This window comes from Virgibacillus pantothenticus (assembly GCF_018075365.1).
In the GTDB taxonomy this organism is placed as follows: Bacteria; Bacillota; Bacilli; order Bacillales; family Amphibacillaceae; genus Virgibacillus; species Virgibacillus pantothenticus.
This window is the reverse complement of sequence record NZ_CP073011.1, coordinates 3893431-3905812: the sequence shown is the minus strand read 5'-3', so window position 1 is coordinate 3905812 and position 12382 is coordinate 3893431. Positions and strand designations below refer to the sequence as shown.

The window sequence follows — 12382 nt, the reverse complement described above, 5'->3', positions numbered from 1 at the left end:
TACTGTAAAGTACATTTTCCTACTAAATTCAAAGCTATTATTAGAATCACCACCTTATATTTTTATTAAAATGCAAAATATAGATTGCAATAATCAATAGTTGTACTTTGCAACTAATGGTTAAAGAAAAAGCCTACTATCCCATTAAATAGGAGGCTGACAACAATATTTACTTTTGTTTATAGCTTCTGACAGAAGCTTTAGTTCCGAAAATGTAGACTCTTTTTTATCCTTAGGAAGATAACTTAATATATCCAAAATCCAAGCAAACATCATATTACTGATTTCTTTTTCTAGAGCAGCACCTTGTTCTGTTAAGTCTAATGTAACAAAGCGTCGATCTTTAGAATCTGACTGGCGTAATACAAGATCTTTTTTTACAAGATCATGAATATGGCGACTAATTGTACTATTATCTAAATTTAGCTTTTCTGCTAAATCATTAAGGGACAGCTTAGGTGCACATTTAATTTCATAAAGTATGTGACTTTGAATTGTTGTAATTCCACAACACTGTGAACTCTCCTTCTGTAACACCCCAAATTGCCTAGATATTACTACAATTAAATTAAGCATTTCTTCAATACTTTGATTTGTTTTATTCATTACATCACCTTTGTGTAGTATATGATAATTAAATGTATTATGCAACTATTGTTATTAGCAGATTTAATTATAACTCTTAATATACCCAAAATACAACTGAAAAGCTTGAATTTATTATTACTTTAGTAAAAAGGCCATCGTTAATTTCTGAAAAAATAAAAGTAAATAAATCAACGAAAGTGAATACGATGGCTTTAAAAAGCCATGTCATATCTATGCATCAAAGTTTTGTACAATTGATGACTTAAATTTAGAAAATGGTTTATGTAATAGGATAATATTATTTTTTATAGTCGCAACAAGTTGTATAACGGAGAAATATTAATACTTTTATTTTATAATTCTCCAATTGGTATCTTTTTTCGGGTATTCGGATTATCGTGTGGAAAACCCATTTGTAAGGTTTAATGTTTACATAACACTAAATCGGATAATCGTGTGGAAATACTGTTAAAAACAAAAAAATATAATTAAATATTTTTATTTTATTGACTTTATCTTAAGTATGATTTATTATTACGTTATACGATATAACGCAATGCGTAATAATTATTGTAAGGGAGTGAGAGTATGGTTAAAAAAAGCAAATTCTCGGAACCTTCATTGTTTATTTTGATAAGTCTTGCTGAAAAAAATCGTCATGGCTATGCAATTATGGAGGATATTGAGGAAAATTATGATATCAAGTTAGGCCCAGGTACATTATACGGAGCCATTACACGTTTGGAGAAATCAGGGTATATAAGTGTACTTGAATCACAAGATCGTAAAAAGCCTTACAAGTTGACAGAGGAAGGACAAATATATTTAACTGAGCAAATTAAAGAAATTCAAAAAGTAACTTCACTTGGGTTGAAAAGGCTTGGTTTAGTATGAAGTGGCTTGTCTATATGTACCCTAAAAGTTGGAGAAGAAGATATGGTAACGAATTAATTGAGGTATTAAATCAAACAGATAAGTCATTTAAAACAGTGATCGACTTACTTTTAGGTATAATTGATGCTTGGCATATAGAGCTAAGTGAAAGAGATATTTACGGATATCGTATAAGCCAAGCATTAGTTCTAATTACCTTAATCAACGTATTTATTATTTTGAAAGTGAACCCATTAAAGGAGGTTATTTTGGTGGAACAAGTTGCAATGTTTGCGGTGTTGATTGCTATGCTTTCTTTATTCTTAGCGATTGTAACCTTTATTGTTAGTTTATTTAAGTTTGGAGTGAAAGAAGGTTTTTCTCTTAAAACAAAATTATCTAAAACGTCACTTGGTTTAATGGGGGTTTATGCAGTTTGCATTACAACATTTTTAGTGTTAATAAATTAACTTTAAATAAGTTATCCAAATATTGAATTACAAGTTACATGGTTTTTCTCTCTCATTCAGAAACATTTGATATGTATTAATTAGTTTCAAAAAGAATCCATTTTGAACATTTTCTTTTATCAAAGCGGATTCTTTTTTGATTTTATAATTTTGACTATTACATAACATAGGTAATTGGATCTTTTAAAATGAGTTTCAGTAAAGAGTCGATAAACATTAGTAAAGGAAAGAATAAATGTTAAAAAATATGCTTAATCTACCAAATCTTAAAATTATTCCTATGAAAGAGAGTATGGATGACTACCGATTTTTAGTAGAAACGGCATCCTCACTTCCCTCACACTGTCCAAAGTGTGGTACTGTTGCAAATTTATACAAGCATGGCTCAAAACAACAATTATTTTTCGATCTACCAATGCATGCAAATCGTGTTGGAATTTATGTTAAACGACAACGGTATAAATGTAGAGAACGTAATGAAACGTTTTTTGAAAACCTTCTGATATGGATGTCAATCGTTCAGTTACTAATAGACTTATAGATTGGATTCAAGAATCGAGCCTTGAAAAGACATTCACCAGTGTTGCTGACGAAATAGGCGTTGATGAAAAGACTGTACGTAACATCTTCAATGACTATGTTGCTGAACTTGAAGCACAAACAAAGTTTAGAACTCCTAAATGGCTTGGTCTTGATGAAGTTCATTTGTTAAAAAACTATCGTTTTGTCGTTACAGATGTTGAAAACAAGTCGGTAATTGACATTTTACGAAAACGTAATAAAGATGTGGCTATCAGTTACCTTTCAAGGCTCAAAGACATTGATAAAGTTGAACTTGTCTGGGCATATTATTAAGATTTAAGGCATATCTCCTAACCGTAGACTGAATCGTTTAGAGTAGTTTATGTTGAAGTGAGTTTAAATATCTATTTAAAAATCTCAATTGAGATTTTTAATAGTTAGATTGTTTCAGCATTTGGCAGAAACACCGATCCTGAACTGTAAAATGTCTTATAGAAAATAGTGAAGCTGTCATATCTATGTAAAAATGTTACTTATTTGAAGGTATTTAAACATTGAGCATTAAAAATATCATTTAACATAACCAATAACATTGCCATATTTTCAGGCAACACTATTTGTGTTGTGTCAATTTCATATATTCATTAATTAACTTGTCTAGCTTTTGGCTGATCTGTATAGTTAAAGGATGATTCATGCCCTTTTTATTACCGGTTTGAATCATCTTGATTTTTAAAGACTTAATTTTTAGGCATAATTCCTTTTTTGATTTCATTTTTTACTCCTTTTGTAATACAAAAATCTTTTTTTTCGTATATATCCTAGATTTCCGGATTGTGTAACTAAACTGCCAATTGTTCATAGAATTCACCCATTTTGATATAATAAAGGTCACTTATTAAAAAATAGAAATTTTCAAATAAAATAGTATGTAAAAGTTGGAAGGTGTGGACATGAAAAATCATATAAAGATAAATGGAAAGATTCTTCAAACCAACAAACGTTTTTCACAACTGAAACAAAGTCAAAAAGAGTGGATTGCTACAGAACTGTTTAACCTTTACCATGATAAAATGAAGGAGAGACGTACCACTAGAAAGCTTTCTGCTCATCACCGTGACGAAGTGATTTCATCTCTGTATAAAAAAAATGAAGATAGAGAAATATGGATTCCTTATCATGAAGTAGAAAGGTATGCATTCAGTAAAATCACGAAAATAATAAAATCGTTCAAGAAAAAATATCCTGAGTTAAGCACAGAAATAGAGGCTGAACACGTAGGAAAAAAGGATAAAAGTCTTTGAGCTACAATAAATCTTTATAATTGTGAGTGAATAATTTTTCACTCTATTTATTTTTTGATACTTTTTTAAATGATAGATTCGAATAATGATTAATCAGATAATTCAAATATACGGTTAATTTCAAGCATGATAGCTTGCTGTTCGAGCTCAAGTAGATTAATAATCCTGATCAATTCAGGAATTGCGTTGTCTATTGTATACACATTGTCTGCCATCAAACCATAAGTGACTTTCACTAGTTTTTCTTCTATTTCTGAAAAGGACAATTTTTGATTTAATTTATGCGTTAATAAACGTTCTTTTTCATTATCTTTAATCATCTAATCCCTCCTTTCTTAGCCTAATTCCTTACGCATACTTATAAAAGTTTCAGTTATTATATCGCGCATTAAAACGGAAAGTCAGCCTACAAAGGAGATAAGAAATATTTGTCAGTCGTATGAAGTAAATTTGCAAATGAAAAACAATGAATTCTTTTAGTGTGTCAACTTTTACTTTGAGTTATTTATAAATAAGCATAATAAGATACACCACTTATTCTTTTTCTGATAATTAAGTGGTGTATTTTTATACATGTAAATGTACTAGATTATTTACATTCTACAATCATCCAATTTGTATCTTTTTCTAATGTGAGTATATATTGCGAAAAATGTGTGGCTTTCGTTGCTTCATCAATATATTTAACAGTAACCCAAACTTTTATTTGATGATTTACTGTCTGAAATATTGGATGGACTAACTCTGAAAATAAATAATCCTTACCAATCGGTGGTAAGGTATTGTTTTTCACATAATAAGCAAGTTCTTTATCCGTCGCAGTAGGATAAAACGCAAAAAACGTTTCCAAAAACTCTGTTACTTCCTGTACAGTATCAGAATCAATCGTGCCATTGCTTTCAGGCTGTTTGGGTTCATAATCAGATTTTGTCGGTATGCTCCACAAGGTAGGATTTTGTGTAATAACTAGGCTTCCCAATTTATCTTGATAAACTAGAATACGATAGGTGGAGCGAACCCACTCACTATTTTTATCTTCTGTGATTTTTTGTTCTACCGAATAAACAACCGTATAGGTATCCTCATTTTCTTGCGATATCGACCAAATATTTATATCACCTACACTGGAACTGGTAGGAATATCATCTCTTACAGTATCAGTATTTAAAGCTTGTAAATTCTCTGTCAAATAATCATTGATCTTTTCTGTACGCTGCTCAATGGATTCTTTTTTATTTTGCCACGTGTAGTAATCTTTCACAAAGTTTTTCGTAAAGCTCTCTATTGCACTTGTATCCACCATCTTGGTTTCAATGATTTCTTTTTCATGAACCGTATGCTGGTCAATCGCTGTAAAGTTTTTGTATATTCCAAAGGCAAGGCTGCTAATCAATAGTATCCATAACATAATCACTGATTTTTTTCGTGTTCCAACAGTCCGTACTTTCAGTTTTTTAGATTTTGTTTCTAGTGTTTGTTTTTCTTTTTTCTTAAAGAATCTTTTCATCTATTCCAACCCTTTCTAATGTTTAATCCGTCCAGCTCCAATTAAGTGCTTTTGCCAGTAAGAAGACGTCAAATCCGCATAACCAATCGGATCGCCTGCATTATACATCTGATTATTTCCAATATATATCCCAACATGAGTAACATACGTACCCGCGTTATACGTGGAATGAAAAAATACTAAATCACCCGGTTTTGCTTGAGATAGAGGAATATGTTCGGTCACGTCATATTGTTGCTGTGCTGTACGTGGTAAGTTAATCCCAGCTTTCCGATAACTCCATTGTGTTAGTCCGCTACAATCAAAAGAAGTGTTCGGATTCGCACCACCAAAAACGTAGGGGAAACCTTCATACTTTAAGGCTTCATTCATGACCATCTGAACCATTTCATCATCAAATTGAGGTGAAATGAAATACTGACTCACTAAATCAACATAAAACATGTTGCCGTAAAGATAACGCCAGCCCCCATTTTTCTTTACGGCTATTGGATTGGAGTAAGTAGTTTTGCTGCCGCCCGAACGTTCCCTCGCAAAGCTTTCAGCTAATTCAAAAGAGTAAGAGCTCCCTCGTTTTGCGACATAATCGATAAAAGCAGCACCATAATTGTAAGCCTGAATGACTGCATTCTCATCGACACCACTTGCTTTTGCGGAACGTAATAAATCTGAAAAGTATTTTGTTCCTTGTTGAATCGATGCTTCGGTATCCAATGTGTTTGGTGGTAATCCCAACGATTCACTACTCTGCATCACATCTTTTAACTTGCCACCGCTTTCCACTTCAATAATGGCAAGTAGTGTCGAAACATACTCAAGAATGCCATATTCTGTCGCATATTTTTCTACCATTGCTTGATGTTTTAACACATCCGGAGAAACCGATATACCGCCTATCTTATCAATGAAATCATCACTATCTGATGAGTGTTCTTCATTCGATATAAAAATCGCTACAAAGGCCAATAATCCTAAAAAGGCAAGAAAGACTAATCCCAAAGCAATGAACATAACCTTTAATCTCATGATTTTCATTAGCGTTCCCTCCTAGTTGCATGGATTGGACGCTTCATAATTTGTTTCTGGTTTGTATTTTTCAACGGTTTAGAAGGACGCTTGATGATTGTCCGACTATTTTTTGGTCGAGAACGTTCTTCATTGGGAAATCGGCTTTCTTTTTTAACAGGTTGTTTGGGATGATTAGTATAATGTCCTTTTCTATCTGGACTCGATAATTGTCGTTGTAATTTGAATTGCTTCCTATGCTCGCTTTTTGTGACAGGCCATGTTTTTTCTTTTTGTTGAACAGCTGGTTTCTTTAATCGATCTTGATGTACAGATTCATTGACATTTTGCATAACTGGCCGTTCATGACTGGTAGTCTTTCGAGAAGGAGTATGCTTTTTGTCCAGTGCTTGCCGCCTATCTGCAATGGTTTGACGATGTTTTGCTTCACGTACTTTATTTACTTGCTGTCTTTTTTCTTTTGCTTGTTTCATCCCTTCTTTAAAATCGCGGGCAGGTTTTGTAAGTTGTTCTTTTCCCTGCATAACCGCATATTGAGTAGTAGTAGGTAAATCATGTAGCTGATCTTTACGATACTTGATATTTGCACGCAACTGCTTTTTCGCACCAAGCACTTTTCCTGTGACTTGACCTACTCTTTGGCTCAAAGAGATTGGTTTTGTATTGGCATTTGAACGTTCTTTGTTATTTTTTGTAGTTGATGTTAGCCGTTGTAATGGTCGAATAGGGGAGAAGGAACCTTTTGTTTGCTTTGATTTCCCGACCATTGCCCCGACCGTTGCTCCAGCTGTTGCGCCTGCAAGGGTGCGTCCGATTGTTCTTTGTAATCGCCGACTACCCCGATTAAACATGCGATAAGGACGACGCATGACTTGACGGCCGACTTGTTGTGAGTCACTACTTTGTAGTTTAAACATGCTCATAATGTCACCAAGTTTCATGTAAATGCCCGCAAACGTCACAATCTGTAAGAAGGCAATCAAGAAAAATGGATAACTCGTTGTTAAACTGTAAAGCATGGAAGAAATACTAAAAGCAACGGTAATGATTAATGTAATCCCAGCACGAAGCATAATCACATTAAACAATTTCATAATCGCCTGTTTTCCCATGTTTTCAAAGGTAGGTATCATGGACAGTAAAAAACTAATAGGTAAAAACATCGCATAAATAATAAACAGAATTTGTGAGAAAATCATAATGCCCGATAGAAGAAACACAAAAATCGAAATTCCAATGTTGAATAGAAATAAAAAGAAGACCATTCCTAAACGTGTCGTGGTCTTTGTAATCGTTAAATTTTTATTGTCATGATCTTCAATCTCTGTTTTGACAGCATCTTCCCGGTCTTTTCCGTTATTGGCGTCTGGACTAATGGAAACTAACGTATCAACGCGATCTTCACCAATCGTTTCTTTATCCGATTCATCAAACTGCAAGAGCATCCATGGTTGCTCTATTTGAATAGAAAAGAGGTTATTCCGTATCATATCCACACTATCTTTTCCCTGGCTAGTAGAGCTAGGCATTAAGATTTTGGTTCCTAAATCTAAACTTGCTTGACTTATATCAGCAGAAAAATCATTGATTTTACTGATATATGTTGGAGCGTAGGCGATAAAAGAAGCAGACAAAATAAACACGACTAAAAAATTTAGGATCGCCCGAATGGCTTTTGTGGTTTCTCGTTTCATTAATCCTGTATAAGCCACGTAAATGCCAATCACCAAAATGAAAAGAAGCAAGAAGCCTACATAAAATCCCGAACTGCTAAAACCGCTTGCCGTAATCCCAGCCAATGTTTGCATATTCTTCCCGATGGCATCTGCCGTTTGTGAAATGAAATCCAGTGAATAGGCTTGTTGAATTAAATAACCTGTCGCATTTGATAAATACAGGCTAATAATCCAAATAAAGTTGGTGATTGTATATAAGCCATACATGACCTGTTTTCCAATGCCATCATTCCAATTCCATGGCAGCCAATCCCAACCTGTGTCAACGTAAAAATCAAGCTGGTAATGGTCAAGAGCATATTTGGAATACAAATTGTCTTCCGATACGGTATCATCCACTAAACCAGCAGCTTGTGCGAATGTTCCAAGAAAAAGAAGCAATAAAAAAACGGCAGCACCAATGAGTACCACCGTTAGAATAATCTTCTTTATTTTTTGTTTGTTCATATTGTCACCTCGCTTCCTTTTCTCTAATAGGTGGTCGCGTATCAAAAGCATGGAATAAATCTTCAAAGACAGGGTGGACTTGAATAATACCTACACGTCCATATAAGTCTTGCATCAAACATTGTCCATTTTCGAGTTCCCGTAGTCGCATTTGATTCGCTTCATCTTCTTTATCTACTCCAAAGAATTCAAGTGTCTTTTTAATTTCATTGATATCTCTGGAACGAAAAGCAAACTTCACACCGATATTATTTTTTAATTTTTCATCCGTTAAATCCGCAGCATTCTGGGTAACAAAGTAGACACCGGCATTCATGGCACGCCCTGCACGTACTAGTTTGTTAGATAAAGTCTTTCCTTGTGCAACTTGCAGGAAGGACCAGGCTTCATCCAAATCGACGATTTTAAAAATACTGCGATCCGAATGGATAAAGTCTAATGCAAAGGTAGAAATGACAATCAGCATAGCGACACTAAGCAGTTCCATTGTTGTATATTCTTCAAAAGTTGTTTCTGCGTCTGGTAACACTAAATCCGCTACTTGAATGATATTTAATTGTTTTTCTAAACTAATCGAGTTTTTCACCGTTCCATCGGAAAAGAGGAGGTGGGCAAAGTCATAATCGGTAAAACTTTCGATATGGTCAGCGATAGGACCAGCTAATGGATTAGGATCACTTCTTAATTCATGAATCACAAGAAGCAAGCCGCGTTCTTCTTGTTGACCGACTGCCCGAATCGCTCGTCGTAATACAGGGAATTTATCTCCATCCCGACTGGATATGCCTGTAAGGAAGGTAAGAATATCAATCGCAAGACTTTCCGAATCCTTTTTCTTTTTCATAATGACAAAAGGGTCAAGTAGTCCTTTGTTGGCATCATCACTAGTTAAATTAACAATATTTATTTCATGTGCAATTTCAGGCAATGTTTCTTTCCAATTTCCTCGTTCTGCCTTTGGATCAACAATCAGGGCTTGTCCTCCAAAGAGAACGGCATAATAGACAAGTAGGTTATTACTAAACGATTTCCCGCCACCCAGTGAACCTAAGAAGGCAGAAGCTAACGCATTGGTGACCGAACCTTTTATACCTTGACTGGCTAGGCTTGGATTAAGGTATACATTTCTTCCTGTATCTAGGTTATAGCCAAAATAAATCCCTTCCGTTTCTCCTAACATTTGTGTTGCTCCAAATCCAAGCCCTGCAAGAAAATCAGACGTCACATATTGAATATAGTCATTCATATAACGCTTACTTGAAGGAATAAATTCACTGTGTAAACCGATCATATCTCCAAATGGGCGAACAAGTTTTACATTCAAATCGTCGTAAAAATCTTTCACCTCATTACAACGTTGTTTGAGTTCGTCTAAATTGGGGGCAGATACTCGAATGACATAGCTTAACTTATACATCGATTCTTTCGTTTGGTCGAGCACATCCTCTAATTCATTCACCTGTTCCAAAGCATCGATGACATTGTTTCCTGTTTCGTTATCAGATTCCCAAGCATGATTATCCAAGTCTTTTAATTCCTTTTTCTTATTTCGTACGGTAGATAATGCTTTTTTGTTCGTGACAATTTCGACATTCATGGACGTATCGATTGGAAAATCGAATTGTTGTTGCTGGTAATAAAAGATTTCATCCGATGGAAATTCCAAATCACCAACAATCGAATTAATCGTAAAGTAGGTCACATACGTTGTTTGTTCTTCCTGTTCGATTTTTAAATAACGTTGGTTTTCTTCCATTAAACAGCGAGTCGGTTTAATTAGGTCATACCGCTTCACTAACGTTTCTTTTTTTAACTTCTTTAGAGAGAGAGGATAATCATATTCCTCATAAGCAATGTCTGATTGCCCATGAAGATGTTCAATTAGGTATCCAAAATCATTTTTATTTAAAGGGCGGATCTTAAAACGTCTAGCTATTTTGTTTTGTAATAAAGATTCCATTTTAGAGAAACGTCTCACTTCTTCATGCGGCATGGAAACAAAATCTCCCATCAGGTGATGGTTTACATCACGGACAAATGAAGAAAGTGAATTTTTTATTGATTTCCCAACCGATTTCATACTGACTTCTTCTTCATTGAGTAACAGTTTAAAACCGATAAAGAAACGATAGTCTACTTGATGTTCACCAATCATTGAAACAAGCGCTTCTGTTTGGTCGTCAATCCGTTCAAAAGCAACGTCTTGTAGCCTTCCCGATACTAATTCTTTACTTCGATCCTGGACAGACCGAATACTACTTGCGGTACTAATCTGCAGGGCATGAATTTTTCCATCTTGGTTTTGGGCAATTAATTGACGGAAGTGGTCATGTACCTGTATTTTTTCGTCTGGTGAAAGGAACGAATAGTTATATGGCAATAGCTCATAATACGCAAAACATTCGCCGTCATGGTTAAAAACAAGATTGTTTTCAAGATATTTAATCGGATAACGCATGGACTTCACTCCTCACAGTAGTAATAGCTTCATTAATCTTCATTCGTTGTAATTTGATAGGTTTTCCCGCATAGGTCACTTTAGGTCGGAAAAAGTAAGTCAATACGGACTTGAGAAAGCGATACGGTTTTTTACCGTCAAATGTTTTTTGACTCATAAACCAAGTCAAACCAACTGGTATTCCAACATATTTTAATAACGCCCCATTAATCAAAGAGAGGGGAGGGAGATTCCCTAGTAACATCACGATCAAAAGAGAGAGTACAAACCATGCCATTTGATTAAAGGTCACTGGAAAGGGAAGTCGAAAGTCATTGATCGCGTAAATCACTTTTTCTACGGACCAAATTCGAGTATAGCTTTTTAGTTTTTTCATACGTTCTCCTTTCAAAAAAGCGAAACAGCCTGCATATAGACAGACTGTTTCACAATTTTATAACATATTTATTTACCCAAGATACTCAAAGACACCATGTGATGTAACAAGGTAATTACCGCTTATTTCTAGGTCGCGTCCAAAAGCTTCATAATCAATATAGTTTTGTAGATTGGCAGGAACTTCCCCAAGTGCTCCTGTTTCCTCTACGAAATACCTAGCAACATCTGCCATATCCTCACAATCAGGATAATACATAATATCATCTTGATTCTCTAGCAATTCTTCTATACTGTTAAACCAATAGCTTTGAACTTCGGAAAGAGAATCATAAAGTGGCGTACCCTCAATTTCTGCGACCATTGCACATAAACGGTTCACTTCGGAAATAGGTGTATATTCACCAATTTCAAAGGGGAGGTCATAATCGAAAATAGCATATTCTTCGTATTCTCCATTCAAGCCGATCCGTTCTTTTACTTCTTCCATATCAATTGGTGGTCTAAACCAAGAACCAATGATTTCACCCTCATTATACTTACCGAGATTGGTTATAAAAACTTGCATTTCCATATCATTGCACTTCCTTTTCTTGAAAATAGAAATAAAAAAGCAGCAGCTTATTATCTGCTGGTACACAAAATAGGCTTGTTAATCCCTACCGCACTATCGTTTGGTCCACCATTTTTTTGTAAAACATAAGAAGACCACTTATCTTTCACAAAAAAACGGTACAATTTAAGACCCTATGATTCGATTGAATAGGTTTAACAATACGTCTTTCACACCACTTGCATTAAAGACTAATCCCACCGCAATTAAGGCAACAATCAAAAAGCCAATCAGCTTAGAAAATTCACGCTTAAATCCTAAATAAATCCCGATAACAACAATTGCCATCAATACTAGCGATTGTGCATTACTTAAAAACCAGTTGTACAAATTTTGGCCAAAATTCAATTTTCATTTCTCCTTCCGTCTTTTAATATTTTGTTACTTGACGCATACATTCGATAAACCATAAAATGACACCACCTATGATGGTGATAAAAATGTACTTCAATAGCTTCATGGA

General features: G+C 34.6%; 15 protein-coding genes. 5 read left to right on the top strand and 10 right to left on the bottom strand.

Annotated features, from left to right (window positions below):
- Positions 1 to 144: 144 nt before the first annotated feature.
- Positions 145 to 606: a MarR family winged helix-turn-helix transcriptional regulator gene (locus KBP50_RS18205; protein WP_050351821.1), complete on the bottom strand. Its 462-nt coding sequence runs from the start codon at positions 604 to 606 to the stop codon at positions 145 to 147.
- Positions 607 to 1176: 570 nt separating this feature from the next.
- On the opposite strand from KBP50_RS18205, the gene KBP50_RS18200 reads away from it, so the two are divergent.
- The 4 genes from KBP50_RS18200 to KBP50_RS18185 all read left to right on the top strand — a co-directional run bounded on the left by KBP50_RS18200 (position 1177) and on the right by KBP50_RS18185 (position 2786).
- A complete protein-coding gene (locus tag KBP50_RS18200) occupies positions 1177 to 1482 on the top strand; it encodes a PadR family transcriptional regulator (RefSeq protein WP_050351820.1) in 306 nt (101 codons plus the stop codon).
- Between the two features lie 14 nt (positions 1483 to 1496).
- A complete protein-coding gene (locus KBP50_RS18195; protein ID WP_236691407.1) occupies positions 1497 to 1931 on the top strand; it encodes a hypothetical protein in 435 nt (144 codons plus the stop codon).
- A 235-nt stretch (positions 1932 to 2166) separates the two neighbouring features.
- The gene (locus KBP50_RS22835; protein ID WP_050351818.1) at positions 2167 to 2472 is read left to right on the top strand and encodes a transposase family protein; all 306 of its coding nucleotides are present in this window, start codon (positions 2167 to 2169) and stop codon (positions 2470 to 2472) included.
- A complete protein-coding gene (locus KBP50_RS18185) occupies positions 2436 to 2786 on the top strand; it encodes a helix-turn-helix domain-containing protein (protein ID WP_050351817.1) in 351 nt (116 codons plus the stop codon). Before KBP50_RS22835 ends, KBP50_RS18185 begins: the two co-directional genes overlap by 37 nt.
- Positions 2787 to 3066: 280 nt before the next feature.
- Here the strand turns inward: KBP50_RS18185 and KBP50_RS22550 are convergent, their stop codons facing one another.
- Positions 3067 to 3228, bottom strand: coding sequence for an aspartyl-phosphate phosphatase Spo0E family protein (locus KBP50_RS22550; protein WP_076362025.1), 162 nt, complete (start codon positions 3226 to 3228; stop codon positions 3067 to 3069).
- A 178-nt stretch (positions 3229 to 3406) separates the two neighbouring features.
- On the opposite strand from KBP50_RS22550, the gene KBP50_RS18175 reads away from it, so the two are divergent.
- Positions 3407 to 3757, top strand: a complete 351-nt coding sequence (locus KBP50_RS18175; RefSeq protein ID WP_050351816.1) for a hypothetical protein — start codon at positions 3407 to 3409, stop codon at positions 3755 to 3757.
- 89 nt (positions 3758 to 3846) lie between these two features.
- On the opposite strand, the gene KBP50_RS18170 is transcribed toward KBP50_RS18175, so the two are convergent.
- From KBP50_RS18170 to KBP50_RS18135, 8 genes are all read right to left on the bottom strand, one after another.
- Entirely contained in the window at positions 3847 to 4077 is a 231-nt protein-coding gene (locus tag KBP50_RS18170; protein WP_050351815.1) for a hypothetical protein, read from the bottom strand.
- Between the two features lie 269 nt (positions 4078 to 4346).
- Positions 4347 to 5264, bottom strand: a complete 918-nt coding sequence (locus tag KBP50_RS18165) for a conjugal transfer protein (RefSeq protein ID WP_050351814.1) — start codon at positions 5262 to 5264, stop codon at positions 4347 to 4349.
- 15 nt (positions 5265 to 5279) lie between these two features.
- Positions 5280 to 6290: a bifunctional lytic transglycosylase/C40 family peptidase gene (locus KBP50_RS18160; RefSeq protein ID WP_050353466.1), complete on the bottom strand. Its 1011-nt coding sequence runs from the start codon at positions 6288 to 6290 to the stop codon at positions 5280 to 5282.
- An 8-nt stretch (positions 6291 to 6298) separates the two neighbouring features.
- Positions 6299 to 8524: a CD3337/EF1877 family mobilome membrane protein gene (locus KBP50_RS18155; RefSeq protein WP_412768164.1), complete on the bottom strand. Its 2226-nt coding sequence runs from the start codon at positions 8522 to 8524 to the stop codon at positions 6299 to 6301.
- On the bottom strand, positions 8478 to 10931 hold the full coding sequence (gene tcpF, locus KBP50_RS18150; protein ID WP_050351812.1) for a conjugal transfer ATPase TcpF: 2454 nt from the start codon (positions 10929 to 10931) through the stop codon (positions 8478 to 8480). The genes KBP50_RS18155 and tcpF overlap by 47 nt, the downstream gene beginning before the upstream one ends.
- Complete coding sequence (locus KBP50_RS18145; protein WP_050351811.1) at positions 10915 to 11307, bottom strand: conjugal transfer protein; 393 nt, start codon at positions 11305 to 11307, stop codon at positions 10915 to 10917. Before KBP50_RS18145 ends, tcpF begins: the two co-directional genes overlap by 17 nt.
- 72 nt (positions 11308 to 11379) lie before the next feature.
- Positions 11380 to 11880 (bottom strand): antirestriction protein ArdA, encoded by a 501-nt coding sequence (locus KBP50_RS18140; RefSeq protein WP_050351810.1) that lies wholly within the window; start codon positions 11878 to 11880, stop codon positions 11380 to 11382.
- Positions 11881 to 12045: 165 nt separating this feature from the next.
- On the bottom strand, positions 12046 to 12267 hold the full coding sequence (locus KBP50_RS18135; RefSeq protein ID WP_050351809.1) for a hypothetical protein: 222 nt from the start codon (positions 12265 to 12267) through the stop codon (positions 12046 to 12048).
- Positions 12268 to 12382: the final 115 nt, after the last annotated feature.

Coding starts and splice junctions, on each gene's coding strand:
- KBP50_RS18205 (WP_050351821.1), bottom strand. CDS start 606: ATGAATAAAACAAATCAAAGTATTGAAGAAATGCTTAATTTAATTGTA.
- KBP50_RS18200 (WP_050351820.1), top strand. CDS start 1,177: ATGGTTAAAAAAAGCAAATTCTCGGAACCTTCATTGTTTATTTTGATA.
- KBP50_RS18195 (WP_236691407.1), top strand. CDS start 1,497: ATGTACCCTAAAAGTTGGAGAAGAAGATATGGTAACGAATTAATTGAG.
- KBP50_RS22835 (WP_050351818.1), top strand. CDS start 2,167: ATGTTAAAAAATATGCTTAATCTACCAAATCTTAAAATTATTCCTATG.
- KBP50_RS18185 (WP_050351817.1), top strand. CDS start 2,436: ATGGATGTCAATCGTTCAGTTACTAATAGACTTATAGATTGGATTCAA.
- KBP50_RS22550 (WP_076362025.1), bottom strand. CDS start 3,228: ATGAAATCAAAAAAGGAATTATGCCTAAAAATTAAGTCTTTAAAAATC.
- KBP50_RS18175 (WP_050351816.1), top strand. CDS start 3,407: ATGAAAAATCATATAAAGATAAATGGAAAGATTCTTCAAACCAACAAA.
- KBP50_RS18170 (WP_050351815.1), bottom strand. CDS start 4,077: ATGATTAAAGATAATGAAAAAGAACGTTTATTAACGCATAAATTAAAT.
- KBP50_RS18165 (WP_050351814.1), bottom strand. CDS start 5,264: ATGAAAAGATTCTTTAAGAAAAAAGAAAAACAAACACTAGAAACAAAA.
- KBP50_RS18160 (WP_050353466.1), bottom strand. CDS start 6,290: ATGAGATTAAAGGTTATGTTCATTGCTTTGGGATTAGTCTTTCTTGCC.
- KBP50_RS18155 (WP_412768164.1), bottom strand. CDS start 8,524: ATGCTTTTGATACGCGACCACCTATTAGAGAAAAGGAAGCGAGGTGAC.
- tcpF (WP_050351812.1), bottom strand. CDS start 10,931: ATGCGTTATCCGATTAAATATCTTGAAAACAATCTTGTTTTTAACCAT.
- KBP50_RS18145 (WP_050351811.1), bottom strand. CDS start 11,307: ATGAAAAAACTAAAAAGCTATACTCGAATTTGGTCCGTAGAAAAAGTG.
- KBP50_RS18140 (WP_050351810.1), bottom strand. CDS start 11,880: ATGGAAATGCAAGTTTTTATAACCAATCTCGGTAAGTATAATGAGGGT.